The organism is Mesorhizobium sp. J8, from assembly GCF_016591715.1.
Classification (GTDB): domain Bacteria; phylum Pseudomonadota; class Alphaproteobacteria; order Rhizobiales; family Rhizobiaceae; genus Mesorhizobium.
Genome location: NZ_AP024109.1, coordinates 5697740 through 5721930 on the forward strand (window position 1 = coordinate 5697740; position 24191 = coordinate 5721930).

The following is a 24191-nucleotide window of genomic DNA, read 5'->3' on the forward strand; positions in this document are numbered from 1 at the left end:
AGGTGAATGGCCAAAGCTTTTAGTGCCTCGGCGGGCATCATGCTTGCGCCCGCCGTGACATTGATCGGCGTGTTCGTGCTGTTGCCGATGCTGCTCACCATCTGGCTGTCCTTCCAGGACTGGTCGACGCAGACGCCCTTTTCCGAGGCCAGCTTCGTCGGCCTCGGCAATTTCCACGAGATCTTCGGCCCCACCTCGGTCGGCCGCGACTTCAAGACGGCGCTCCTCAACACCGCGATCTACACCGCGCTGTCGGTCGTCCTCATCCTGCCGCTGTCGGTCGTCTTCGGGCTGCTGGTCTATCAGCGCGAGGTCGCCGGCGGCACGGCGCTGCGCACGGTGCTGTTTTCGACCTACATGGTGCCGATGATCGCCGTGGCGCTGGTCTGGTCGAAGCTCTATTCGCCGAGCGAGGGTCCGCTCAACCAGTTGCTCTGGCTGGTCGGCATTGGCCCGCAACCCTGGCTCTCCTCGCCCCGGTCGGCATTGATCTCGATCGTGCTCCTCAATGTCTGGCAGCAGGTCGGCTATTTCACCGTATTGGCCATCGCCGGGCTGACGCAGATTCCGGGCAGCCTCTATGAAGCCGCGACGCTCGACGGCGCCAACGGCCGCGAGCAGTTCCGCTTCATCACCCTGCCCCTGCTTCGCCGCACGCTGCTGTTCAGCGCCGTCATCGCCATCATCAACGCGGTGCAGGTGTTCGAGCCGGTGGCGCTGATCACCCAAGGCGGGCCGGTCGGCTCGACCAATGTGCTGACCTACCATATCCGCCGCGTCGGCATCGAACGCGCGCAGGGCGGACTGGGCTCGGCCATGGCGGTGATGCTGATGCTGTCACTGATCGTCTGCGTCTCGGCGCTGTTTGCCTTCGTCAACCGCAAGGACAGCGAATGAGCGCGGCTGCCCGATCGCTGTCTCGCAAGCGTCCTTCGGGCCGCAAGGCGCTGCTTGCCACCGCAATGCTTCTGGTCGCCGTCGCCTCCGCCTTCCCGATCGCCTGGATGGTGCTGTCCAGCCTGAAGACGCCGGCCGAGACCATGCAGGTGCCGCCGGTCTGGATCCCGCGCACGCCGACGCTCGAGGCCTATGACAAGGTCGCCGGCGTCGTCAATGTCGGACGCTCGATGTGGAATTCGCTTGTCATCGCCACGGTCACCACCGCCGGCATCCTGGTGACGAGCATGATGGCCGGCTACGCCTTCGCCAAATGCTCCTTCCCCCGCCGCTCGCTGCTCTTCTCCCTGCTGATCGCCACCATGTTCCTGCCGCCGATCGTGACGCTGATCCCGCTTTACCGCATGGTCGGCTCGATCGGCTTGAGCGCCAGCCTCGCCGGCATCATCGTGCCCAACCTCGCCAACGCCTTCGGCATCTTCCTGATGCGCCAGTTCATCGCCGGCGTGCCTGACGACCTCATCGACGCCGCGCGCATGGACGGCGCGTCCGAGCTCCTCATCCTGTTCAAGATCGTCGCGCCGAGCATTGCGCCGGCGATCGCGGCGCTTGCGCTCTTCGCCTTCGTCTATCACTGGAACAGCTATCTGTGGCCGCTCACCGTGCTCCAGGGCAATGCCGACGCCTATCCGATCGTCATCAGCCTCAGCCGGCTGCTCAGCTACAACCGCGGCGCCGTCAACACCGGCCTGGTAATGGCCGGCGCCACGCTCGCGGTGCTGCCGCCGCTGGTGCTCTTCGTCTTCCTGCAGCGCTTCTTCGTCGATTCGATCGTCGGGTCGGCGATCAAGGGGTAGCGCGATCGAGCACGATCAAGCCTCGGTCTCGGTTCCGCCGCATATCAGATAATAACACTTGTCGTAGCGGATATACTCAGGAGCACCCGCATCTGGCCAATCGCCGGTGTCGCTGAAGGTTTTGATGAGGCGCGTGCATTGCGCCACTTCCTTGGCATTGTTGCCCCGAAAAGCTTGCGGCGCCGCGAACGCAGCTGCCGCAAGAGCAAGGCATCCTAAGCTGGCGGCAAGGAAGACGTCGGATTTGTTCATCGTCGTCGAATACAGTCGGGCGAATGTCCTGCCAATCGACAATCGATACTATCATTAACGTGTCTGCGCCAATCTCGCCGGCATCCACGCCCCTCCAGCCGCGTTCGACTCCACCGCCGCGGCGACGAACTTCACGCCGCGAGCGCCGTCGACAACGTCGGGCACTTGTGCTGCCCGCGCCGCATCGACCGCACCACCCGCGCGATGCGCGCGGATGATGTCCGCTGCGTCGCGGTAGAAATTGGCGAAGGCCTCGATATAGCCTTCCGGATGCGCGGCCGGCATGCGCGAGACACGCCGGGCTTCCGCCGTCGAGCCGTGGCCACCGCGCACCAGCGTGCGCGTTTCCTCGCCATAGGGTGAGAATCGCAATTCCTCCGGCCGTGATCCGGACCATTCGAGGCCGGCTTTCTCGCCATAGATACGCACCGAAAGATCGTTGTAGTGGCCGGGCGAGGTCTGGCTGGCGAGGATGGTTCCGCGCGCGCCGCCCGCCCAGCGCAGCAGCACATGCGCGTTGTCGTCGAGGCGACGACCGGGCACGGCGGTGAACAGATCGGCGGAAACCGCCTCGGCCTCGAAACCGGACACGAAGCTTGCCAGATTGAAGGCATGTACGCCGATATCGGCGAGCACCGCCGACTGGCCGGCGCGCGCCGGATCGGTGCGCCATTCAGCCTGCTTCTGGCCCTCGGCGTCGATCGGTTTGGTCAGCCAGTCCTGGATATAGGCGCCATGCACCGACACGATCCGGCCGAGCTCGCCCGCCGCCACCATTTCGCGCGCCTGGCGCACCATGGCGTAGCCGGTGTTGTTGAGCGTGACGACGAATCGGCGCTTCTTGGCCTTGGTCAGCGCCACCAGCGCTTCAGCCTCGGCAAGCGTCGTCGACAGCGGCTTGTCGCAGATCACGTCGATGCCGACCTCGAGGAAGGCGGTGGCGATCGGCGCGTGCAGATGGTTGGGGGTGACGATGACCACGGCCTCGATGCCGTCTGGCCGTGCAGCTTCGGCCCTCGCCATGACGTGGTAGTCGGCATAGCTGCGCTCCGGCGCGATGCCGATCTCCGCCGCGGAGGCGGCGGCATTCTCCGGATCCGAGGACAATGCGCCGGCGACCAGAGCGATCCGGTCGTCGAGCCGCATGGCGAGGCGATGCACGGCGCCGATGAAGGCGTTGCGGCCGCCTCCGACCATGCCGACCCGCAGGCGTTGACGCGACGTGCCATCGGCGGTTGCATAGACCATGATTGCGATTATCCTTCCCAAGGTCGATATGCCGGTCGGTGCGGATGCCGTGACCGGCGACGGTTGTTTTCGAATGATATTTCTATTTTTTGTTTTGTAAAACGATTGTGCCGCGTTAGCTTTTTACGCTCGGTCCATCTGATGGCCCGGGGCCGGAGGGCAGGGATCGGATGACGCATCCGATGGTTGGGGTCACGATGAGGCATATCCTATGAGCGGCCGCGGCAAGGCGGCCGACGAGCCGTCCACCCATAGCCTGGAGACGGCGGCGAGAAAGCGGAGCCGATCACTGGCAGCACTTGGCTATACAAAGCCGCAAACCTACGAGGAGCTGCGGGCGGTGCTTGCGTCGGGAACCGTGCATTTCCCGAAACGGCTTCGCCAGGTGGCGATCTTCCTCTGGCAGCATCCGAGCGAGGTGGCGCTTGGCACGATCGCGCAGGTGGCGGACCAGGCCGGCGTGCAGCCCTCGACCCTGGTGCGCTTCGCGCAGATCTTCGGCTATTCCGGCTTTTCCGATTTCCAGCTCCTGTTCAAGGACCGCATGAAGGGCTCCTGGCCGGATACGCAGGGCACCCAGGACAAGGTCGGGGAGCCGAATGCAAACCTGCATTTTCTCAACGGCATGATCGGCGCCTGCCAGGCCTCGCTCGGCCGCATCGGCAACGATCTCGATATCGCCGCTTTCGAGACGATGGTCGATCATCTGGCGGCCGCGGAGCTGATCTATGTCATCGGCAGCAAGCGCGCCTTCCCCGTCACCACCTATCTGTCGCTGACGCTGTCGCAGCAGGGCGTGCGCAACGTGCTGGTCGACAATGTCGGCTCGACCGCGCTCGACCAGGTTGGCTGCATCACGCCGCGCGACGCGGTGCTGGCGGTCTCCTTCAGCCCCTATAATTCGATCACGCCCGACCTCGTCGCAGTCGCGCATGAGCGCAAGGCGCGCATTCTCGCCATCACCGACAGCACCTTCTCGCCGCTGGCAAAACTCTCCGACACCTGGCTGGAGGTGGTTGAGCAGGACTTTGGCGGTTTCCGCTCGCTCGCCGCTTCGCTCGCCGTCGGCATGGCCTTGGTCCATGGCGTCGTCGCGCGGCGGACGGTTTGATTGGCGCGATTGACTAACGGGAATTGTCGTTCCATATTTGAAAAAATGGAAACTTTGTTCCGGGAGGAGGAATGGAGGTTCGTCTCGACGGCAAGGTGGTGCTGGTCACCGGCGCGACGCAAGGCATCGGCCGGGCGGTCGCCAAGATCGCCGCGCGCTCCGGCGCCGCCGGCCTGCTGATCACCGGGCGGGACCAGAAGCGCGGCGACGCGGTTGCTGCCGAGCTGGCGGCCCTGGGCACCCCTGCCGCCTTCGCTGCTGCCGATCTCGGCGATCCCGAAGCCCCGGCGCGGCTCGCAGAGGCCTGCACCAAACGCTTCGGCCGCATCGACGGCCTCGTCAACGCCGCCGGCCTGACCGACCGCGCTTCCTTCGTCGATGCCAGCCTCGACGACTGGGCATCGCTGTTTGCGGTCAATGCCCGCGCCCCCTTCTTCCTGATGCAGGCGGCGATCGCCGACATGAAGAAGCGCGGTCAGGGCGGCTCGATCGTCAACATCCTGTCGATCAACGCGCATTGCGGCTCGCCGGAGCTGGCCGTCTATTCCGCCACCAAGGGCGCGCTGGCGACGTTGACCAAGAACGCGGCCAACGCGCACCGCTTCGACCGTATCCGCGTCAACGGCATCAATGTCGGCTGGACCGACACGCCCGCTGAGCGCGTCATGCAGGCCGAGACGCTCGGCCAGGGTCCGGGCTGGCTCGACGCGGCCAATGCGACGCAACCCTTCGGCCGCCTGTTCTCCGTGACCGACATCGCCAACCTCGCCGTCTTCCTGCTTTCCGAGGTTGCCGGCCCGATGACCGGCGCACTGGTCGACCAGGAGCAATGGGTGATCGGAGCCAACCGGTGAGTGCCGAAAAGCTCAGCCCTGCCCTGCTCGGCCACTTGCCGTCCCAGGTTCGCAAGCCGGCTTACGATCGCGCGGCACTCAAGCCCGGGATCGCCCATATCGGCGTCGGCGCCTTCCACCGCTGCCATCAGGCCGAATACACCGACGATCTGCTGGCGAAGGATTTCGGCCGCTGGGGGCTGGTCGGCATCAACATCCGCCCGCCTCTGCTTGCCGAGACGCTTGGCAAACAGGACGGCCTCTACACGCGCCTCATCCGCCAGAACGACGAGGTCGAGGCGCGCGTCATCGGCAGCATCGTGCGCGTCGTCGACAGCCAGGAAAGCGCAGCGCCGGCGCTGGACGTGCTCGCCTCGCCCGAGATCGAGATGGTCACGATGACGGTGACCGAGAAAGGCTATTGCCACATCCCCTCGAGCGGCGCTCTCGACCTCGACCATCCCGATATCGTCCACGATCTCGCCAACCCCGAGGCGCCGCGCAGCGTGCCCGGCATCCTGGCGCGCGCGCTGGAGCTGCGCATGGCCTCCCATGGTCGGCCGGTGACGCTGCTCTCCTGCGACAATATCCCCACGAACGGCGTCATCCTCGGCAATGTCGTGCGCACCTTCGCCGAACGCCGCGGCGGCAAGCTGGCGGACTGGATCGAAGCCAATGCCGCCTTCCCCTCGGCCATGGTCGACCGCATCGCGCCGGCGACGACCGAAGCCGATGTCGACGCGATCGAGCAACGTTTCGGTTATCGCGACGACGCCGTGGTGGTGGGCGAGCGCTTCCGCCAATGGGTAATCGAGGACCGCTTCGCCGGGCGCGTGCCGCGCTGGGATCTTGTCGGCGCGACCTTGGTCGACGACGTCACGCCATTCGAGCATCTCAAGATGCGCGTGCTGAACGGTGCCCAGACGACGCTCAGCTATCTCGGCGTCCTGGGCGGCTTCGAGCACACGTTCGAGACGATCGCCGACCCGCTTCTGGCCCGTTTCGTCCGCCGCATGCTCACCGAGGAAACACTACCGACGCTGATGCCGGTGCCCGGCATCGCGCCGGCCGCCTATGTCGAGCAGAGTCTGTCCCGCCTCACCAACACGGCGATACGCCATCGCAACCACCAGATCGCCACCGACGGCTCGCAGAAGATCGTGCAGCGCCTGCTCAACCCGATTCGCGACCGCCTGGCGAAGGGCGGGAGCATCGCGCTCCTCTCGGTGCCGGTCGCCGGCTGGATGGCCTATCTGATCAAGGCTTCCACCCGCTTCGGCCGCGCCTGGCAGGTGTCCGATCCGTTTGCCGACAAGATTGCCGCCATTGCCAACCGCATCGGTTCGGACAGCAAGGCGCTCGCCGATGCGATCCTCGCCATCGACGCCATCTTCGACCCGTCCCTGGCCGCCAACGCGACATTCCGCGCTCATGTTGTCGCCGGGCTCGATGGCCTGCTCTCGAACGATCCGATGGGGTTTATCGGACAAGTCTGCGCTGGGCCAACCGATGCGCGGTTGAAGCAGCCGGCGCGATCTGCATAGTTAGAACCTGGGAGGGATCATGAAGCTTGGACTGCTGACAGCACCGTTTCCGGATACGCCGCTCGGCGAGGTCGCCGACTGGGCGCGCTCGGCCGGCTTCGAGGCGCTGGAAATCGCCTGCTGGCCGAAGGCTTCCGGCGCCAGCCGCCGTTATGCCGGCACCAGCCATATCGACGTGGATGCCTCGGCCGCTGAAGCCAGGGACATCGCTGACGAGCTTGCCGGCAAGGGCCTGGCCGTCTCGGGTCTCGGCTTCTATCCCAATCCGCTCCATCCCGACCGGGCCCATCGCGAGGCGGTGATCGACCATCTCAAGAAGGTGATTTTGCTGGCGAGCCGCATGGGTGTCTCCCTAGTCAACACTTTCTGCGGCGGCGACGCCTCGAAGCATGTCGATGCCAATTGGGAGGATGCGCAGAAAATCTGGCCGGCGATCATCGCCCATGCCCGCGAGCATGGCGTGAAGCTCGCCTTCGAGAACTGCCCGATGATCTTCAGCTATGACGAATGGCCGGGCGGGCACAACATTGCCTACTCGCCCTATGTCTGGCGCCGCATCCTGGAAGCCTGGGGCGGCGATGTCGGCATGAATTTCGACCCCTCGCATCTCGTCTGGCAGATGATCGACCAGGAGCGCTTCATCCGCGAGTTCGGCGCAAACATGCTGCATGTGCATGCCAAGGACCTGATGATTGATCATGATGGTTTGTACGAGCGCGGAATCCTTTCGGCTGGCATAGGCTGGCAGGTGCCGCGCATGCCGGGACTTGGGGACATCGATTGGAGCAGGATTTTTTCGGGCCTCTACCGGGCCGGATATGACGGGCCGGTCATCGTCGAGCATGAGGACCGGCGCTTCGAGGGGACGGATGAAAAGGTCAAGCGCGGCTTCCTGCTGGCCCGCGACGTGCTGCGCCCCTTCATCAAATGACGAAAAGCTTGGCGCCGGTGGCATTGGCGCCCCAGGAACTAACCTGAAAAAATCGAACTGAACTGAAAGATCAATGTGGAGGAGTACTGACATGAAAAGACATCTGACCGTGGCCTCGCTGCTGGCCGGCGCCGCCTTGCTTGCTTCGGCGGGCGTTTCGACCGCCGCCGGCAAGTACACGATCGGCATTTCCAACACCGTCCAGGGCAATGGCTGGCGCGAGGAAATGATCTGCGCCATGAAGGCGCAGGCGCTCGCTTCCGGCGAGGTGGCGAAGCTCAACATCGCCCACCGCAACACCGACGCCGCCGGCCAGCTCGAGGACATCCGCAACCTGATCAGCGCCAAGGTCGACGCCATCGTCGTCAATCCGGCCGATCCGGCGGGCATCAAGGCCGGCCTCGAGGAAGCCACCAAGGCCGGCATCGTCGTCGTCGCCGTCGACCAGGCGGTGACCGAGCCGTCCGCCTACATCATCTCCAACAACCAGGAAGAGTACGCCTATCTCGGCGCCAAGTGGCTGTTCCAGCAGATGGGCGGCAAGGGCGAGGTGTTCTACATGCGCGGCGCCGCCGGCGCTTCGGCCGATTCTGATCGCGACAAAGGCTTCAAGAAGGCGCTGGCCGAATTCCCCGACGTGAAGGTCGCGCAGGAAGTCTTCACCGGCTGGCAGCAGGACCAGGCCAAGCAGCAGATCCTGTCCTTCCTCGCCACCGGCACCCCCATCAACGGCATCTGGACCTCCGGCATCGACAATGTGATCGTCGATGCGCTGGTCGAGCAGCAGGCGCCGATGGTTCCGGTCGTGGGCGCCGACAATGCCGGCTTCGTCGGTCAGTTGAGCTCGGTCAAGGGCCTGGTGGGTGCGGCCGTCACCAATCCCGGCTCGATCGGCGGCGCCGGCGTGACGCTGGCGCTGCAGATCCTCGACGGCAAGAAGCCCGCGCAGCAGACCGTTCTGGTGCAGCCGCAGCTCTGGGAGAACGCCACCGAAGAAGGCAAGGCCAAGCTGAAGAGCGTCGTCGACCCCTCGCTCAGCCCCGAATGGCCGGTTTCGATCTCGATCCCGGATTGGACGACCTACACCAAGGAGCAGATCGTGGCCTGCAAGGGCCCGGGCGAATAAGCGCCGAAACCCTCTTCTGCCTTCTCTCCTTGTGGGAGAAGGTGGATCGGCGCGTAGCGCCGAGACGGATGAGGGGTGTTCCAGGGAACGCCAACGTCTCACTCCACTGGAACACCCCTCGCCTTCGGCGACACCTTCTCCCACAAGGGGAGAAGGGGGAGGTCAGCCGCGGCCTGCATCGGTTTTTGGAACGAGAACCACACGATTTGACAACAAACCCGTTGCCACAAAATCCCCTCCTCGACGCCACCGGCGTTGCGAAGAACTACGGCGCTGTCGCCGCGCTGCGCAACGCCTCGCTGTCCGTGCTGCCGGGCGAGGTGCATGCGCTGATGGGCGCCAACGGCGCCGGCAAGTCGACGCTGGTGAAGATCCTGACAGGCGCCATCAAGGCGGACGCCGGGCGCATCCTGATCCGCGGCCAGCAGCTCGATGTCCGCTCGCCCGCCGACGCCCGCCGCGCCGGCTTGCTGCCGGTCTACCAGGAACCTTCGCTGATCCCCGACCTCGACGTCCTGTCCAACCTGCGGCTTACCGGCACGCCGGTCGAGCCCTTCCGCGCCTGGGTGCGCGAGCTCGGCATTCCCGACCTCGATATCCGCGAGACGGCCCGCCATATCCCCTTGGCCATCCTGCGCGTGCTCGACCTCGCCCGCGCGCTTGCCGTCGAACCCGACGTGCTTCTCCTCGACGAAATGACCGCGGCGCTGCCGGCGAACCTTGCCGAGAAGGTGCTGGAAGTCGTGCGCCGCCAGGGCGACGCCGGCCGGTCCGTCATCTTCATCTCGCACCGTTTCGTCGAGATCTCCGCGCTCTGCGACCGCGCGACCGTTTTGCGCGACGGCGCCACGGTCGGCGTCGTCGACATCGAGCCGGGCATCGAGGAAAGAATAGTCGAGATGATGCTCGGCACCCGCATCGAAAAGACGCGCGTCGCCGCGCGCGCGGCGAATGAGGTGGCGGTTGCCGGCGGCGGCCGCCCGCGCCTGTCGGTCCGCAACCTGCAGCTCGGCACCAAGCTCAACGACGTCTCCTTCGATCTCGCCAACGGCGAGGTCGCCGGCGTCTTCGCGCTCGAGGGCCAAGGGCAGGACGAGCTCTTCGCAGCGCTTGCCGGCTCGATCCGCCCGACCGGCGGCAGCATCGAGGTCGACGGCGCGCCGGTGAAATTCTCGCATCCGAGCGACGCCATCAAGGCCGGCATCGCCTATGTGCCGGGCGACCGCACCGAGGCTTTGGCCATGCAGCGTTCGGTGCGTGAGAACATCGCCCTGCCCTTCAGCGCCGCGCTGCGCAAATGGGGGCCGATCCGAATGCGGCGCGAGCAGGTGGTGGTTTCCGGCGCCATCGGCAGATTGCAGATCGACACCCGCGCGCAGGGCGAGGTGCAGCGCCTTTCCGGCGGCAACCAGCAGAAGGTGACCATCGCCCGCTGGATCGCGGCCAACGCCCGCACCATCCTTTGCTTCGATCCGACGCGCGGCATCGATGTCGGCACCAAGCAGGAGATCTACAAGCTGCTGCGCGAGCTCGCCGGCCAGGGCAAGTCGATACTGTTCTACACCTCCGAGATGGAAGAGGTGCAGCGCGTCTGCGACCGCGTCATCGTCATCTTCGGCGGCCGCGTCGTCGACACTTTCCCTGTGGAAGAAGCCGACGAAGCAGCCTTGATGCGCGCCGCCTACGGCCTGCCGCGCGGCGCCAAGGCCGATGTCGGCATCCTTGCCGAGGTCAAACCCGGCTCCAACGCGGAGACTGCGTCATGAGCCGCTTCCTCCGCAATCAGGGCTGGGTCGCAGGCCTCTTTGCCCTGCTGATCTTCCTCTTCGTCGTCACCAAGCTGATCCAGCCGGGCTATGGCAGCGGCGACTTCGGCTCGCTCGCTCGGGCGGTCTTGCCCTATGCGTTCGCCGTCGCGGCCCAGACCATCGTCGTCATCGCCGGCGGAATCGACCTTTCGGTCGCCGCCATGATGGCGCTGACCAGCGTCACGGCCGCCTCGATGATGAACGGCGCCAGCGAGGAATACGCGCTCTTCGTCGTGCCCTTCGTGCTGGCCATGGGGCTGGTGCTCGGCGCGCTGAACGGGATCCTCATCGTCGTCACGCGGGTGCCCGACATCGTCGTCACCCTGGCCATGCTGTTCGTGCTGCAGGGCGCGGCGCTGCTCGTGCTTGAAGCGCCCGGCGGCGGCGCAGCCGAATGGCTGAAGGCAAGCGTCATCGGCACCGTACCGATCCCCGGCCTGCCGGATTGGGCCGATGCCTGGGTTCCGAAGGCGCTGGTGCTGCTCCTCGTCTGCCTGTGCATCGTGTGGATTCCGCTCAGGCGCTCGCGGCTCGGCCTCTCCATCTACGCCATCGGCAGCAACGAGCTCGCCGCCTTCCGCAGCGGCGTGCCGGTGGCGCGCACCAGGATCGTCGCCTATGCGCTCTCCGGCCTGTTCGCCGCGCTCGGCGGCCTGTCGCTGACCATCAGCACCGGCATCGGCGCGCCGATCCCCGGGCCTTATCTGCTGGCCAGCGTCGCCGCCGTGGTGCTGGGCGGCGTTGCGCTCGGCGGCGGCAAGGGCGGCCTGCTCGGGCCGATCATCGCCGTCTTCGTGCTGAGGCTGGTGCGCACCGACCTGACGCTTCTGGCCATCGATCCGAATGTCACCGCCATCATCGAGGGCTTGATCATGGTCGCGGTCGTGATGTTCGGCGCCTTCATCACCATGCGGAGCCGCCCGGCGGGAGCAACGCCATGACCGACATCGCGACCACGCCACAGCCTGTCTCGTTCGGCCGCCGCCTGAAGCGCTTCATGGCGGACCGGCCGCTCATCCCGCTGATCATCCTCTTGATCATTCTCGTGGTGATCCTGCAGATCCTGCGTCCCGGCATCGTCAACGAGCGCTGGATCGCCAACACGGCGAAATTCGCCATCCCGCTGGCGATCCTCGCCGGCTGCCAGACCATGACGATGCTGACCGGCGGCATCGACCTTTCCGTCGGCACGGTGGCGACGATGAGCGCTTTCATCATGGCCACCCAGATCGTCAACCAGGATCCGGCGGTGGCGTTCCTGCTGGCCATGCTGCCCGCCGTGCTGATCGGCCTCGTCAACGGCATCGGCGTCGGCGTCTTCCGCGTGCACCCGCTGATCATGACGCTCGGAACCAGCCTGATCGGCACCGGCTTCCTTCAGGTCTATCAGCGCACGGTCATCGCCTCCGGCGCGAAAATCCCGGATTTCCTCAACTGGCTGGGCACCGGCCTCACCTACGGCTTTCCCAACGCGCTCTTCCTGTTCGTGCCGGTGGCGGTGCTGATCGTCTTCATGCTGAACCGCACCGGCTTCGGCCGCCTGCTCTACGCCGTCGGCGACAACGAGCGCGCCGCGCGCCTGTCCGGCGTGCGCTACTGGCAGGTGATCACCGCGCTCTACGTCCTCTCCAGCCTGCTCGCCGGCATCACCGGCCTGCTCTATATCGGCCTGATCAAGGCGCCCTCGCTGTCGCTGGCCGAACCGCTGGTGCTGCCTTCGGTGGCCGCGGCCGTCATCGGCGGCACCTCGATCTTCGGCGGCCGCGGCGGCTACACGGGCACGATCATCGGCGCGCTGATCCTGACCGTGCTGACGACGCTGCTCACCATCCTGCAGATGCCGGAAGGCGGTCGCCGCATCCTGTTCGGCTTCATCGTGCTCTTCGTGACGGCGGCTTATCTGCGGATCGTCGAGGACCGGTAGCATCTACGCGCAGCCGGCGACCGTCCTTCCTACACAGAACGTTTATCGCATTTACGCCCAGCAATAAGTGCATCATAATAAACGCACCCGCTGACCCTATCACTTTATCCTAACTCATCTGACTTTGCAGGTCTGAGATCATGCACCTTATCTCAAGCGTTTCCATTGAGGGCTTCTGGGAAACATATGACTTTGAAGTCCCGATAGATTCCGAAGTCACGTTCTTCATCGGCCAAAACGGCACCGGTAAGACAACCTTCATAAACTTACTGGCCGCAGCTCTGACAGCGGATTTCAGAACACTAGACCGAATGCCGTTTCGGCGCATTTCAATATCTCTCGCGCCATTGACCAAGGGCGAGAAACCAATAATTATCGTGACAAAATCCCGGAAAAAAGAGAGGCCGTTTGAACTTATTGATTATCGCATCGTCCCCGCTGGCCTAAACGCTAAGGAAGTTCGCTTTTCGCTGGATGATACAGAAGAGCAGATGATCCTACGTAGGCTTCAGCATGACCCTCGTTACTACGAATACTACCATCGATTCCAGGCTGGACTTTTGCCGGAATTGCGCAAGCTTGTTTCCGTAAACTGGCTTTCAATTCACCGAACATCGCCAATGGATCGCCCTCGAGAGGAGCGCGCCTTCGAGTCGTCGGTAGACCAGAAATTGGAGACGTTGTCGAATGACCTCGTTCGCTACTTTGCTACTCTTTCAAAACAGAAAGACGATGAGATTCGTGCCTTCCAAGAGTACATTTTTGTGTCACTCATCGAGCATCGGGATGACATCGATCCATTCAAAGCTGATCGCCTATATCTGGTTGAGCAGTATAGTGAGGCATTGAAAAACATATTCAACGAACTTCACGTTCAGAGAGATACGAGTAAACTTCTAAACGATTTTCTTGAAAGGGCAATTAAAAACAGAGATAAGTTGGGCGATGGAAAAAAGGCTAACAGCCTTACCATGGAGGAGTTGATTTTCAGAATAGGTCTCTACCGAATTGAGGAAGTTGTTAGAAGGTGGGAAAGCTTGCAAGATCGACTGAAGGCGATATTTAGACAGAGAGACAAATTTCAATCGATAGCCGACCAACTTTTTCAGAGAAAGAAAATGTCTTTCTCACCGAGCAACGAGCTTATTTTTAACTCTAGGAGCGGAAAGCCGTTGACGCCTCAGATGCTATCGAGTGGAGAAAAGCAACTGCTAATCCTCATGAGTGAAGCGTTGCTTCAGCGGGAAATGCCCGCCATTTTCATAGCTGATGAGCCTGAGCTTTCACTCCACGTGTTGTGGCAAGAACAGCTTGTAAACAGCCTTCGTGCGCTTAATCCTAAGGCGCAACTCATAGCGGCTACGCATTCACCGGACATCGTTGGCACACTGGCGAATAAGGCAGTGGACATGGAGTCGCTTATAAAATGATCTTCCGGCGGTCGGTAAGCGCTCTCCACAGTTTACATATTTTCTTTGGTGTAGATGTCGTTGTCTTTTGTGAAGGCGGACCGTCCCTGGCGTATAGGGAAGCGGTGGTGGCGGCCGGGCAGGATGGCACTCTTGATACGATGTATTGGAGTTCAATTGTGAGCACATATGGCATCGACAAAAGATTTCATTTTAAGTCAATTGGCGGTAAGGAGAATATTGATGCGATATCTTATGATATCTCTGTTCTTAACATAGACACGATCACGGTATGTAGGGATTCTGACTATGATCGCGCCCTAGGACGCGGGCGTACCGGAAAGAGAATAGCTTATACGAACGGGTATAGCTGGGAAAACGACGTAATACAGCTGCTCGCTCTGGAAAGCCTTGTGAGAAATCTGATAGGCACGGGTCCAACTCAATCTGCACTGATACTGGAATTGCGTGAGAAAGTTGCAAAGTTGGAGACGGATTTGCAACCCTGGACTGAAATAGACGTGAGTATGTTTGTACGTGGTAGAGGCTGTCTTTTTGACCGCGAGAGACCGTTGGCAGCAATCGACATGAGAACGCCACCGACTCTCCGCTTTAATGCTCTTGCTCAGAGATTGAGCGACGCTGGCTACAGGCGTCGACCGCGAAAGGTCGTTTCGGTTTCGGTAAGTCAGGTTACGCTCGTGTGCTACGGAAGGATGTTAAGTAAAGCTATTTATCATACTGTAGTTAATCTATTGAGGCGAGTAAGTGACATGCGGATTGGATACGAGGTTTTTATGAGGCTTGCGATTAGCGAGACGGTGAAGGTGATGACAGCGGGTTTGATTCCTGAATTTGCATCTCACGTGCAGCAGCAGCGGCAAGCGTTCGTATAATCTCGATCAATTAGGACAGGACGGCAAGCGCTGGAAAGAAGGGTGGCGCCATACCTCGCTCAGAGGTAGGCCCCTGTGAATCTACCAACGACTGGTTCTTTCCCAGGATCTAGGCATGTGTCGCGGACGGACTCACTCCGCCGCCTGCGCCTGGCGGGCGTCGATGATCGCGCTGATCTCGAAGCGGCATGAGCCGCAATTGGTGCCGGCACGCAGCGTCGAGCCGATCGCTTCCAGGCTGTCGCATCCGGCCGCGACCGCTGACGCAAGCTGATTGGCGCCGACATGGAAGCACGCGCACACGACGCGGCCAATGGCAGGAATAGGCACGGGCGAGCGGCCGGATAGAAGCGCATGGCGATCGGTCGTCGACAGCTTCTGGCGCGTGGCCAAGAGCGACACCAGCCAGTCGCGCATCGGCAACTGGTCCGGGGCGGCGACCAGCAGAGCTTCGGCCATGACGCCGCCTTCGTCGATGGCGGCGGCGCGATAAGCGAGGCCGCGGCGATCGGTATATTCCAGGAGTTGATCCTGCGGACGGACACCCAGCAGCTTGCGCGCCAGGAGAATGCCCTGATCCGGCGGCTCGGTTCCGGTCAGCTCGTAGACCCACCCGCCCTCGACTGCTTGCCGGCTCCAGTGGACGAAACCGGTCGGCCTGAGATCACGGCGGGTGATGAGTGCGCCCGCCCAGCCGGTCTCTTCCCGCATAATCCTGGCCGGAACGTGCTTGAGCTCCGGCTGGCCGGAATGCGGATCGGTGACCGGCGAGGACAACAGGCCGGCCGCGGCCTTGGCCGCGAACTGGCCGCTCCAATGCATGGGCATGAAGGCATGGCCGCGCCGCTGCGCCTCCGTCACGCGCACCCTGGCGCGGACGAAGCCGAAGCGTGTCGAAAGATGAGCGAGGTCGCCATCCTTGAGACGGTGCGTGGCCGCATCCACCGGATGGAGATCGACCGCGGGCTCCGGCGCGTTCGCCGTCAAACGCGGCACGCTGCCGGTGCGCGTCATGGTGTGCCACTGGTCGCGCAGCCGGCCGGTGTTGAGGGCAAGCGGATAGTCGGCATCGACGGTGAAGGCCGTTGCCTCCTGCCGCACCGGCACGAAGCGCGCGCGGCCGTCCGGCGTCGGGAAACGGCCATCGCCGAACAATCTTGTCTGCTGGTTGCCTCGCTCCAATACGGGCCAATGACGCGGCGCGAAGGCGCAATAGTCTTCATCGCTGAGATCGGCCAAACCGCCGAGATCGAACAGGCGCTCGCCTCTGTTATCGAGCGCGGAGAGCGCGGCATGCTCCCGGAAGATGTCGGCCGGCGACTGGTATGCAAAGGCGTCGCCAAACCCCATGCGCGCGGCAACCTCGCAAACGATGCGCCAGTCGGCCTTCGCTTGGCCCGGCGGCGGCAAGAACGGCCGCTGGCGCGAGAGGCGCCGCTCCGAATTGGTGACCGTGCCGTCCTTCTCGCCCCAAGCGGCTGCCGGCAGCAACACGTCGGCATGGCGCGTGGTGTCCGTTCTGGTCACATCGGAGACGACGACGAAATCACATTTGGACAAGGCGGCGCGGACGCGCGAAGCGTCCGGCATCGAGACCGCGGGATTGGTGCCCATGACCCACAACGCCTTGATGCGCCCGTCGGCGACCGCCTGGAACATGTCCACGGCCTTCAGGCCCGCACGGCGCGCGGTGCTTGGCGCGTTCCAGAAGCGGGAGACACGGTCGATATTGGCCTCGTCCGCGAAATCCATATGCGCGGCAAGTTGGTTGGCCAGTCCTCCCACCTCGCGGCCGCCCATGGCGTTCGGCTGGCCGGTGACCGAGAACGGCCCCATGCCGGGCCTGCCGATGCGGCCGGTGGCGAGATGGCAGTTGATGATGGCGTTGACCTTGTCGGTGCCATGCGCCGACTGGTTGACGCCCTGGCTGTAGACGGTGACGGTCCGCTCGGTGGCGGCAAACAGCTCATAGAAAGCCTGGACATCGGCGGCCGCCAATCCGCATCCCTTCGCGACGCGGGCGATCGACGGCGCGTCCGCGCCGGCCAGCGCGGCCGCGGCATCGAAGCCCGACGTATGCTCGCGGATGAAGCCGGCATCGATCTTCCCGGCCTGGACGAGATGCGCAAGCAGCCCGTTGAACAAGAGCACATCCGTGCCGGGATCGAGCGCCAGATGAAGGTCGCATTCGTCGGCGGTCGCGGTGCGGCGCGGATCGATGACGACGATTTTCGTCCCATGCTCCCTGCGCGCCGCAAGCATACGCTGGTAGAGCACCGGATGGCACCAGGCGGTGTTGGAGCCGGTGAGCACGACGAGGTCGGCGCACTCGAAATCTTCATAGACGCCGGGAACGATGTCCTCGCCGAAGGCGCGACGGTGGCCGGCAACGGACGATGCCATGCAGAGCCGCGAATTGGTGTCGATGTTGGCCGAGCCGAGGAAGCCCTTCATCAGCTTGTTGGCGACGTAATAGTCCTCGGTGAGCAACTGGCCGGAGACGTAGAAGGCGACCGAGTCCGGCCCATGCTCGGCAATCGCCTGCCAGAATTTTGAGGCCACGAGGTCGAGCGCTTCGTTCCAGCTCGCCGGCTTGCCGAGAATTTCCGGCCGCAGCAGCCGGCCTTCGAGGCCGAGCGTCTCGCCAAGGGCGGACCCCTTCGAGCAGAGCCGCCCGAGATTGGCAGGATGCTCGGGATCGCCGCGGACGGTCGTCGTGCCGTCCGCGGCGACCCCGGCCAGCACGCCGCAGCCCACCCCGCAATAGGGGCAGGTGGTCCTCACCTCGCGTGCCTCTGCCATGCCTCAGGCCGCTTTCGAGACCAGCGCTTCAAGCGCGATGAAGAGCCGTTCGCCCTCGATCCTGACGGGGATTGTCCTGACCGAGCCTTCGTCAGCGCCGAGCGCCTTGCCGGTCTCCAGCGAGATCACCCAATTGTGCAGCGGGCACGTCACCGCCGCGCCGTGCACGATGCCTTGGCTGAGCGGCCCGCCCTTGTGCGGGCAATGGTCGTCGATGGCGAAGACCTGGTCGTTCGCCGTGCGGAACACAGCGATCTTGCCTTGCGGTGTGGCGACGCAGCGCGCGCCGCGGCTAGGGATGTCCGAGAGGGAGCCGATCGGTGTCCAGGTCATGCCGTCTCTTTCCTGTCGACTCATTCCGCCGCCTCCGCGAACCCCACCGAAGCCATTGGCCGGAACTCATGCTTGTCCTTGCCGGAGACGCGCTCCGACCACGGATCGACCTGCGCGAATTTCTGGGAAAAGACAAAGCGCTCGAAATAGACGCGGCGCTTCCCGACATCGTCCAGGATCTGCTTCTTGATCTCGGCGGTGCCGATGCGCTTGGCCCATTTGTAGATGCGCTCCAGATAGCGGGCCTGCTCGCGATACATCTGGACGAGCGCCACGATCACCTCCAACGCCTCGTCCTCGGTCTTCACCAGGCCCAGCACTTCCGTGCCCTTGATGTCGAGACCGGCGGCGCCCGCGAAATGAATCTCGTAGCCGGAGTCGACGCATACGACGCCGACATCCTTGCACGTCGCCTCGGCGCAGTTGCGCGGGCATCCCGAGACCGCCATTTTCACCTTGGCCGGCGTCCACGACCCCCACATGAACTTCTCGATGCGGATGCCAAGCCCGGTCGAATCCTGGGTGCCGAAACGGCACCAGTCGGAGCCGACGCAGGTCTTCACGGTGCGCAGGCCCTTGGCATAGGCATGGCCGGAGACGAAGCCGGCCTTGCCGAGATCGGCCCATACCGCCGGCAGGTCTTCCTTGCGGATGCCGAGCATGTCGATGCGCTGGCCGCCGGTCACCTTCACGGTCGGGATGCGGAACTTGTCGACCACGTCGGCGATGGCGCGCAATTCGTTTGCACTGGTGACGCCGCCCCACATGCGCGGCACGACCGAATAGGTGCCGTCCTTTTGGATATTGGCATGCACGCGCTCATTGATGAAGCGCGACTGGTAGTCGTCGGCATATTGGTCAGGCCAGTCGCAGACGAGATAGTAGTTGAGCGCCGGCCGGCATTTGGCGCAGCCGCAGGAGGTCTTCCATTCGAGCTCCTGCATCATGGCGGGGATCGTCTTCAGGCCCTTCGCCTTGATCAGGCGCCGCACGTCGTCGTGGCCGAGGCTCGTGCAGCCGCATATCGGCTGCACCGCTGCCGGATTATAGGCCTCGCCGAGCGTGAGCTTCAGCAACTGTTCGACGAGACCTGTGCACGAGCCACAGGAGGCCGAAGCCTTCGTATGCGCGCGCACATCGTCGAGGCCGGTCAGGCCCTTGGCGGAGATCGCACCGGTGATCTTGCCCTTGCAGACGCCGTTGCAGCCGCAGATTTCCGCATCATCCGCCAGTGCCGCAACGGCCGCCAAAGGGTCCGGGGAAGCGACTCCCTGGAACGCCTGGCCGAAGATCAGCGTGTCGCGCATCTCCGAAATGTCGGTCGCCTTCTTCTTGAGGTCGTTGAACCAGGCGCCGTCGGCGGTCTCGCCGAACAGCACCGTGCCGATAATGCGGTTGTCCTGCAGCACGACGCGCTTGTAGATACCGGCGGATGCGTCGCGCAGGATGATTTCCTCGCGATCGTCGCCGTCGGCGAAGTCGCCGAGCGAATAGAGGTCGATGCCGGTGACTTTGAGCTTGGTCGGCGTGTCGGAGTGGACGAAGCGCTTGTCCTCGCCGTCCGCCAGCCTGGCTGCCGCGACGCGAGCCATTTCGTAAAGCGGCGCTACCAGCCCGTAGACATGGCCGCCGACCTCGGCGCATTCGCCGAGCGCCATGATCGCCGGATCCGAGGTCTGCATGCGGTCGTCCACGACGATGCCGCGATTGACCTCCAGCCCGGCGTCCTTGGCGAGCGCGCTGTTCGGACGGATGCCGACCGCCATCACCACCAGCATCGCGGGGATGACCGTGCCGTCCATAAGCTCGACGCCCTCGACCTTGCCGTTGCCGACAATGGCCTTGGTGTTGGCCTTGGTCATGACCTTGATGCCGCGCGCCTCGACGGCCTTCTGCAGCAGGTAGCCCGCGGCTGGATCGAGCTGGCGTTCCATCAGCGTCGGCATGACGTGCAGCACGGTCACATCCATGCCGCGTTCCTTGAGCCCCGCCGCGGCTTCGAGCCCGAGCAGGCCGCCGCCGATGACGATCGCCTTGGCGCGCGATTGCGCGGCAAGCAGCATGGCGTTGACGTCGTCGAGGTCGCGGTAGCTGAGCACGCCGGGCAGATCCTTGCCCGGCACCGGAATGATGAAGGGCACCGAGCCGGTGGCGATGACCAGCCTGTCGTAGCTCTCGGTCACGCCATGGTCTGAGGTGACGGTCTTCGCCTCACGATCGATGGCGACGATCCTGTGGCCCTTGTAGAGGGTGATGCCGTGCTTGATGTACCAGCCGTCGCCATGGATGACGATTTCCTCGAACGCCTTCTCGCCCGACAGCACCGGCGACAGCATGATGCGGTCGTAGTTCACGCGCGGTTCGGCGTTGAAGATGGTGACGGCGTAGCGGTCGGGCGCTTCCTCCAGCAGGTGCTCGAGCATCCTGCCGGGCGCCATGCCGTTGCCGATGATGACAAGTTTTTCGCTCATGTTCGTTTTCACCCGATCTATTCGGCGGCATAGGAAAGGGACGCGGGCTTGATGGCGGCCGCGCGCTCCATCCGGCGGATGGCGATGTGCATCCAGACGAGGCAAGAGACGACGATGAGGAAGAGCAACATGAAGCAGCTCGACCAAACGCCGGTTAGGTCGTTCAGCGCACCGAAAGCGATCGGCAGGATGAAGCCGCCAAGGCCGCCGATCATGCCGACCGCGCCGCCGACCGCGCCGACGCTGTGCGGATAATAGGCAGGGATGTGCTTGTAGACGGCGGCCTTCCCGAGGCTCATGAAGAAGCCGAGCACGGAGGCGACGGCGATGAAGGCGAGCGGGCCGATCTCGAAGTGGAACGGGATCGGCCCGCTGATGCCGCGCACGACATAGTCTGCCGAGGGGAGAGACAGAACAAGCGTCGCGACGGCACAAACGCTGAAGGTCCAATAGAGCACGGTGCGGGCACCGACGCGGTCGGAGAGCACGCCGCCATAGGCGCGGAAGATGCTTGCCGGGATCGAATAGGCGGCGCCGATCATGCCGGCGGTGGCGATGCCGAAACCGTAGACGCCGATGAGATAGCGCGGCAGCCAGAGCGACAGCGCCACGAACGCGCCGAAGGCGAAGAAATAGTAGAAGGCGAAGCGCCAGACCTGCAGGTTCTTCAGCGGCGCGAATTCCTGCCAGAAGCTTCTCGCCGGCGCTGCCTTGCCGGCACGGCGCTCACGGATGACAGGATCGTCGTCGGTGGTGAACCAGAAGACGATCGCCATGACGACCAAAGCCGCGGCCCAGATCAGCGCCACCGACTGCCAGCCCCAGGCAAGCAGCACGAGCGGCGCCAGGAACTTGGTGACCGCCGCACCGACATTGCCGACGCCGAAAATGCCGAGCGCCGTGCCTTGTTTGCCGGCAGGGAAGAAGCGCGAGACATAGGCGACACCGACGGCGAAGGAGCCGCCTGCAAGACCGACGCCGAGCGCTGCGACCAGCATCTGCCCGTAGGTGTGCGCGAAGGCGAGCAGGAAGGTCGCGACCGCCGCCGCCAGCATCGTCATGGTGTAGACCAGGCGGCCGCCATAGCGGTCGGTCCAGACGCCGAGCACCATGCGCACGAGCGAACCGGTGAGGATCGGCGTGCCGACGAGCAGGCCGAACTCGGTCTCGTTGAGCCCAAGCTCCTGCCTGATGCGCACGCCGATGATGGAAAAGATCGTCCACACCGCGAAACAGACAGTGAAGGCGATGGTGGACATGGCGAGCGCCTGCCGGGAGCTGCTGTCCTGGCTGTGCGCGGCTGGGAGGTTTGCGGTCATGGTCGGCTCCGGTTTGCGGCGTGGGAGGCGCCGCGAGTTTTATTGATCAGAAGCGCGATATCGGTCAGCGCGGCGAGACCGGGACGTGCGCGGTCACTTGGCGAGCCTTGCCCTCGGTTTCGTGATTAACTGGGAACAGCAAGAGCGCCGCGGTGAACAGCGCCGCCGTGAGGATGCTGCTCGCCAGGACATCGCGGCTGGTGAAATCCTTGAGCGAGGGTCCGATCCGTCTGGTCATCGTCATCTCCGGTCCAAAACGAAAAAAGCTGCCGTCCAGGCCCCCTCGCGTCCGTACATCCGGGATCGCGTGGTGACCTGAGCGGCAGCTTTGCCTTTGGCGCCCGCCATTGGACGCCTGTTCCATTGCCCGCGAGGGGCTCGATTATTTCAAAGCACGAAGCGTGCCAGTTGTACGAAAGATCAGAATTTCATTTAAAATCATCATGCTAGCACAATGGGCTTGCGGCGGAGCCAAGCTGCAACGCGGTCAAACATTGGTCAATGGCATGGACATGCCGCACAAATTTTGTGCATCGCACAAGACTGGCGCGCGAATGATCAGGTGCGTTTCTGGCCGGCAATGTAGGCGTCGATCCGGTCCGGATCGAAGATCTGGCTGTCGAAAAATCCGTCCGGGCCGAGCACGAGGCTTGCCCCCGCCGAGCCGACCGGCGTTGCCATCCTCAGCGCGCCCTCCACCTTGGCATTGGCGCCGGGCAAGGCGACGCCAAGCGGCCTCAACGCCGCGCGGTAGAGATCGGGCCGATAGCAGTCGCGGGCGATGGCGAGGTTTTGCGGCGTATGCGGCAACTGCCCCCAACGCACCATCTGCGTGTAGAACCAGAGCGCATGACTCTTCCAGGGAAAGTTGGCCGCCTTGTCGAAGGGCAGGAAGAAATCCTCGACGCGCCGTGCCGCGCCCCCGCCAAGTTGAAGCTGCCCGGTCAGGGCCGGCATCTGGATCGCCTCCGGCTGGCCGAGAAAGTCGGGCCTCGCCATCAGCGCGGCCAGCCCGCCGCGGTTCGCCGGATCCTGGCACCAGCGCGCGGAATGATGCAGCGCCCTCAAGAGAGCCGCCAGCGCCTCCGGGTTCTCCTCGGCCCACGCCCTGCGCGCGCCGATCACCTTTTCTGGGCTGTTGCGCCACAAAAGCGCCTTGACGGTGACGATGTGGCCGGTGCCGGCTGCGACGGCGGCGCTGTTCCAGGGCTCGCCGACGCAATAGCCGTCGATGCGGCCGGCGGAGAGCGCATCGGCCATGAAGGGCGGCGGCACGATGACGATCTCGATATCGCGGTCGGGATCGATGCCGCAGGCGGCGAGCCAATAGCGCAGCTCGTAATTGTGCCCCGAATGCGGATGCACGACGGCAAAGCGCAGCGGCTCGTGGCCGGCGCCGGCTCGCTCGCGGATCAAGGCCCCAAGCGCTGCCCCGGCGCGTGCGGGATCGAGGTCGGGCGCAGCACCTTGCGCCGCCATCCCTTCCCAAACCGTGTTGGACACGGTGATGCAGTTGCCACCGAGCCCGAGCGAGAAGGGGACTATGGTTTCCGACGCGAGCGGCGTGAGGCCGAGGCTGCAGGCGAGCGGCATCGGCCCAAGCATATGGGCTACATCGAAATGGCCGATGGCGATGCGGTCCCGGATGTTGGCCCAGGAGGTCTCGCGCTGCAGCTTGAGCTCGATGCCTTCGCGGGCGGCAAAGCCCATCTCGCCGGCCGCGACTAGGACGGCGCTGTCGAAGAGCGGCATGAAGCCAGCGGTGATCTGGTGCGTCGTGCTCATTCGCCCTCCAGCGGGCCCAGCAGCCCTGCCGCCGTCACCAGGCTCTGGGCGATCTCGGCGATCTTGCGGTTCTGGTTCATGGCGGTCTTGCGCAACAGCGCATAGGCCGCCTCCTCGCTCAAGCCGCGCGACTTCATCAATATGCCCTTGGCCCGGTCGACGACCTTGCGGTTCTCGAGCTCGCTGCGCGCCTCCTCCAATTCGCGCGCCATGCGCGAGAATGCGTTGAAGCGGCTGATCGCCATGTCGAGGATCGGCTTGATGCGTTCCTTCTTCAGTCCGTCGACCACATAAGCGGACACGCCGGCATCGACGGCCGCCTCGATCGAGGCCTGGTCGGAGCGGTCGACGAACATGGCGATCGGCCGCTTCACCGCGCGCGAAAGCTGGAACATGTTCTCCAGCATGTCGCGGTTGGGATTTTCCAGATCGATGACGATGACGTCCGGCTCGAGCGCGGCGATGCGCTTGGCGATGCCGGCCACGTCATGGACCACGGTGACATGCCGATGGCCGGCATCCCGCAATCCGGCCTCGATGATCGAGGCGCGGATGCGGTTCTCGTCGATAACAAGGATGGTCAACGAACCGGCGGACATGCGCCTATTGTGCAGGCGGACCGCAATTGTGCAACGCGGTAGTCAA

21 protein-coding genes are annotated in these 24191 nt (G+C 63.9%); 12 read left to right on the forward strand and 9 right to left on the reverse strand.

The window, feature by feature from the left end:
• The first annotated feature begins 6 nt into the window (after positions 1-6).
• Both MJ8_RS27310 and MJ8_RS27315 read left to right on the forward strand, forming a co-directional pair.
• A complete protein-coding gene (locus tag MJ8_RS27310; RefSeq protein WP_201411712.1) occupies positions 7-897 on the forward strand; it encodes a carbohydrate ABC transporter permease in 891 nt (296 codons plus the stop codon).
• Positions 894-1754 (forward strand): carbohydrate ABC transporter permease, encoded by an 861-nt coding sequence (locus MJ8_RS27315; protein ID WP_201411713.1) that lies wholly within the window; start codon positions 894-896, stop codon positions 1752-1754. The genes MJ8_RS27310 and MJ8_RS27315 overlap by 4 nt, the downstream gene beginning before the upstream one ends.
• A gap of 15 nt (positions 1755-1769) precedes the next feature.
• Here the strand turns inward: MJ8_RS27315 and MJ8_RS27320 are convergent, their stop codons facing one another.
• Positions 1770-2006, reverse strand: coding sequence for a hypothetical protein (locus MJ8_RS27320; RefSeq protein WP_201411714.1), 237 nt, complete (start codon positions 2004-2006; stop codon positions 1770-1772).
• Between the two features lie 54 nt (positions 2007-2060).
• Positions 2061-3254, reverse strand: a complete 1194-nt coding sequence (locus MJ8_RS27325) for a Gfo/Idh/MocA family protein (RefSeq protein WP_201411715.1) — start codon at positions 3252-3254, stop codon at positions 2061-2063.
• 211 nt (positions 3255-3465) lie between these two features.
• Here MJ8_RS27325 and MJ8_RS27330 point away from each other — a divergent pair, with 211 nt between their 5' ends.
• The 10 genes from MJ8_RS27330 to MJ8_RS27375 all read left to right on the forward strand — a co-directional run bounded on the left by MJ8_RS27330 (position 3466) and on the right by MJ8_RS27375 (position 14836).
• Positions 3466-4365 (forward strand): MurR/RpiR family transcriptional regulator, encoded by a 900-nt coding sequence (locus MJ8_RS27330; RefSeq protein WP_201411716.1) that lies wholly within the window; start codon positions 3466-3468, stop codon positions 4363-4365.
• Positions 4366-4436: 71 nt separating this feature from the next.
• Positions 4437-5219, forward strand: coding sequence for an SDR family oxidoreductase (locus MJ8_RS27335; RefSeq protein WP_201411717.1), 783 nt, complete (start codon positions 4437-4439; stop codon positions 5217-5219).
• Positions 5216-6742 carry a mannitol dehydrogenase family protein gene (locus MJ8_RS27340; RefSeq protein ID WP_225248058.1) on the forward strand — a complete coding sequence of 509 codons (1527 nt, stop codon included), beginning with the start codon at positions 5216-5218 and terminating at the stop codon, positions 6740-6742. The genes MJ8_RS27335 and MJ8_RS27340 overlap by 4 nt, the downstream gene beginning before the upstream one ends.
• A gap of 19 nt (positions 6743-6761) precedes the next feature.
• A complete protein-coding gene (locus MJ8_RS27345; RefSeq protein ID WP_201411719.1) occupies positions 6762-7673 on the forward strand; it encodes a sugar phosphate isomerase/epimerase family protein in 912 nt (303 codons plus the stop codon).
• A gap of 91 nt (positions 7674-7764) precedes the next feature.
• Positions 7765-8799 (forward strand): ABC transporter substrate-binding protein, encoded by a 1035-nt coding sequence (locus MJ8_RS27350; RefSeq protein ID WP_201411720.1) that lies wholly within the window; start codon positions 7765-7767, stop codon positions 8797-8799.
• 221 nt (positions 8800-9020) lie between these two features.
• A complete protein-coding gene (locus tag MJ8_RS27355; RefSeq protein WP_201411721.1) occupies positions 9021-10565 on the forward strand; it encodes a sugar ABC transporter ATP-binding protein in 1545 nt (514 codons plus the stop codon).
• Complete coding sequence (locus MJ8_RS27360) at positions 10562-11548, forward strand: ABC transporter permease (protein WP_201411722.1); 987 nt, start codon at positions 10562-10564, stop codon at positions 11546-11548. Before MJ8_RS27355 ends, MJ8_RS27360 begins: the two co-directional genes overlap by 4 nt.
• On the forward strand, positions 11545-12531 hold the full coding sequence (locus MJ8_RS27365) for an ABC transporter permease (protein WP_201411723.1): 987 nt from the start codon (positions 11545-11547) through the stop codon (positions 12529-12531). Before MJ8_RS27360 ends, MJ8_RS27365 begins: the two co-directional genes overlap by 4 nt.
• Positions 12532-12671: 140 nt before the next feature.
• Entirely contained in the window at positions 12672-13961 is a 1290-nt protein-coding gene (locus MJ8_RS27370; RefSeq protein ID WP_201411724.1) for an AAA family ATPase, read from the forward strand.
• Positions 13958-14836, forward strand: a complete 879-nt coding sequence (locus MJ8_RS27375) for a hypothetical protein (protein WP_201411725.1) — start codon at positions 13958-13960, stop codon at positions 14834-14836. Before MJ8_RS27370 ends, MJ8_RS27375 begins: the two co-directional genes overlap by 4 nt.
• 132 nt (positions 14837-14968) lie before the next feature.
• Here the strand turns inward: MJ8_RS27375 and MJ8_RS27380 are convergent, their stop codons facing one another.
• The 7 genes from MJ8_RS27380 to MJ8_RS27410 all read right to left on the reverse strand — a co-directional run bounded on the left by MJ8_RS27380 (position 14969) and on the right by MJ8_RS27410 (position 24145).
• Positions 14969-17638 (reverse strand): nitrate reductase, encoded by a 2670-nt coding sequence (locus tag MJ8_RS27380; protein ID WP_201411726.1) that lies wholly within the window; start codon positions 17636-17638, stop codon positions 14969-14971.
• A gap of 3 nt (positions 17639-17641) precedes the next feature.
• Positions 17642-17971, reverse strand: coding sequence for a nitrite reductase small subunit NirD (gene nirD, locus MJ8_RS27385; protein ID WP_201411727.1), 330 nt, complete (start codon positions 17969-17971; stop codon positions 17642-17644).
• 20 nt (positions 17972-17991) lie between these two features.
• Positions 17992-20442, reverse strand: coding sequence for a nitrite reductase large subunit NirB (gene nirB, locus MJ8_RS27390; protein WP_201411728.1), 2451 nt, complete (start codon positions 20440-20442; stop codon positions 17992-17994).
• A 17-nt stretch (positions 20443-20459) separates the two neighbouring features.
• Complete coding sequence (locus tag MJ8_RS27395) at positions 20460-21761, reverse strand: MFS transporter (RefSeq protein ID WP_201411729.1); 1302 nt, start codon at positions 21759-21761, stop codon at positions 20460-20462.
• Between the two features lie 64 nt (positions 21762-21825).
• Complete coding sequence (locus MJ8_RS27400; RefSeq protein WP_201411730.1) at positions 21826-21999, reverse strand: hypothetical protein; 174 nt, start codon at positions 21997-21999, stop codon at positions 21826-21828.
• Between the two features lie 320 nt (positions 22000-22319).
• The gene (locus tag MJ8_RS27405; protein ID WP_201411731.1) at positions 22320-23546 is read right to left on the reverse strand and encodes a CmpA/NrtA family ABC transporter substrate-binding protein; all 1227 of its coding nucleotides are present in this window, start codon (positions 23544-23546) and stop codon (positions 22320-22322) included.
• Positions 23543-24145 (reverse strand): ANTAR domain-containing response regulator, encoded by a 603-nt coding sequence (locus tag MJ8_RS27410; RefSeq protein WP_201411732.1) that lies wholly within the window; start codon positions 24143-24145, stop codon positions 23543-23545. The genes MJ8_RS27405 and MJ8_RS27410 overlap by 4 nt, the downstream gene beginning before the upstream one ends.
• Positions 24146-24191 lie beyond the last annotated feature (46 nt).

Excerpts from the sequence above, each read along its gene's own strand:
- MJ8_RS27310 (WP_201411712.1), top strand. The coding sequence starts at position 7 with ATGGCCAAAGCTTTTAGTGCCTCGGCGGGCATCATGCTTGCGCCCGCC.
- MJ8_RS27315 (WP_201411713.1), top strand. The coding sequence starts at position 894 with ATGAGCGCGGCTGCCCGATCGCTGTCTCGCAAGCGTCCTTCGGGCCGC.
- MJ8_RS27320 (WP_201411714.1), bottom strand. The coding sequence starts at position 2,006 with ATGAACAAATCCGACGTCTTCCTTGCCGCCAGCTTAGGATGCCTTGCT.
- MJ8_RS27325 (WP_201411715.1), bottom strand. The coding sequence starts at position 3,254 with ATGGTCTATGCAACCGCCGATGGCACGTCGCGTCAACGCCTGCGGGTC.
- MJ8_RS27330 (WP_201411716.1), top strand. The coding sequence starts at position 3,466 with ATGAGCGGCCGCGGCAAGGCGGCCGACGAGCCGTCCACCCATAGCCTG.
- MJ8_RS27335 (WP_201411717.1), top strand. The coding sequence starts at position 4,437 with ATGGAGGTTCGTCTCGACGGCAAGGTGGTGCTGGTCACCGGCGCGACG.
- MJ8_RS27345 (WP_201411719.1), top strand. The coding sequence starts at position 6,762 with ATGAAGCTTGGACTGCTGACAGCACCGTTTCCGGATACGCCGCTCGGC.
- MJ8_RS27350 (WP_201411720.1), top strand. The coding sequence starts at position 7,765 with ATGAAAAGACATCTGACCGTGGCCTCGCTGCTGGCCGGCGCCGCCTTG.
- MJ8_RS27360 (WP_201411722.1), top strand. The coding sequence starts at position 10,562 with ATGAGCCGCTTCCTCCGCAATCAGGGCTGGGTCGCAGGCCTCTTTGCC.
- MJ8_RS27365 (WP_201411723.1), top strand. The coding sequence starts at position 11,545 with ATGACCGACATCGCGACCACGCCACAGCCTGTCTCGTTCGGCCGCCGC.
- MJ8_RS27370 (WP_201411724.1), top strand. The coding sequence starts at position 12,672 with ATGCACCTTATCTCAAGCGTTTCCATTGAGGGCTTCTGGGAAACATAT.
- MJ8_RS27375 (WP_201411725.1), top strand. The coding sequence starts at position 13,958 with ATGATCTTCCGGCGGTCGGTAAGCGCTCTCCACAGTTTACATATTTTC.
- MJ8_RS27380 (WP_201411726.1), bottom strand. The coding sequence starts at position 17,638 with ATGGCAGAGGCACGCGAGGTGAGGACCACCTGCCCCTATTGCGGGGTG.
- nirD (WP_201411727.1), bottom strand. The coding sequence starts at position 17,971 with ATGACCTGGACACCGATCGGCTCCCTCTCGGACATCCCTAGCCGCGGC.
- nirB (WP_201411728.1), bottom strand. The coding sequence starts at position 20,442 with ATGAGCGAAAAACTTGTCATCATCGGCAACGGCATGGCGCCCGGCAGG.
- MJ8_RS27395 (WP_201411729.1), bottom strand. The coding sequence starts at position 21,761 with ATGACCGCAAACCTCCCAGCCGCGCACAGCCAGGACAGCAGCTCCCGG.
- MJ8_RS27400 (WP_201411730.1), bottom strand. The coding sequence starts at position 21,999 with ATGACCAGACGGATCGGACCCTCGCTCAAGGATTTCACCAGCCGCGAT.
- MJ8_RS27405 (WP_201411731.1), bottom strand. The coding sequence starts at position 23,546 with ATGAGCACGACGCACCAGATCACCGCTGGCTTCATGCCGCTCTTCGAC.
- MJ8_RS27410 (WP_201411732.1), bottom strand. The coding sequence starts at position 24,145 with ATGTCCGCCGGTTCGTTGACCATCCTTGTTATCGACGAGAACCGCATC.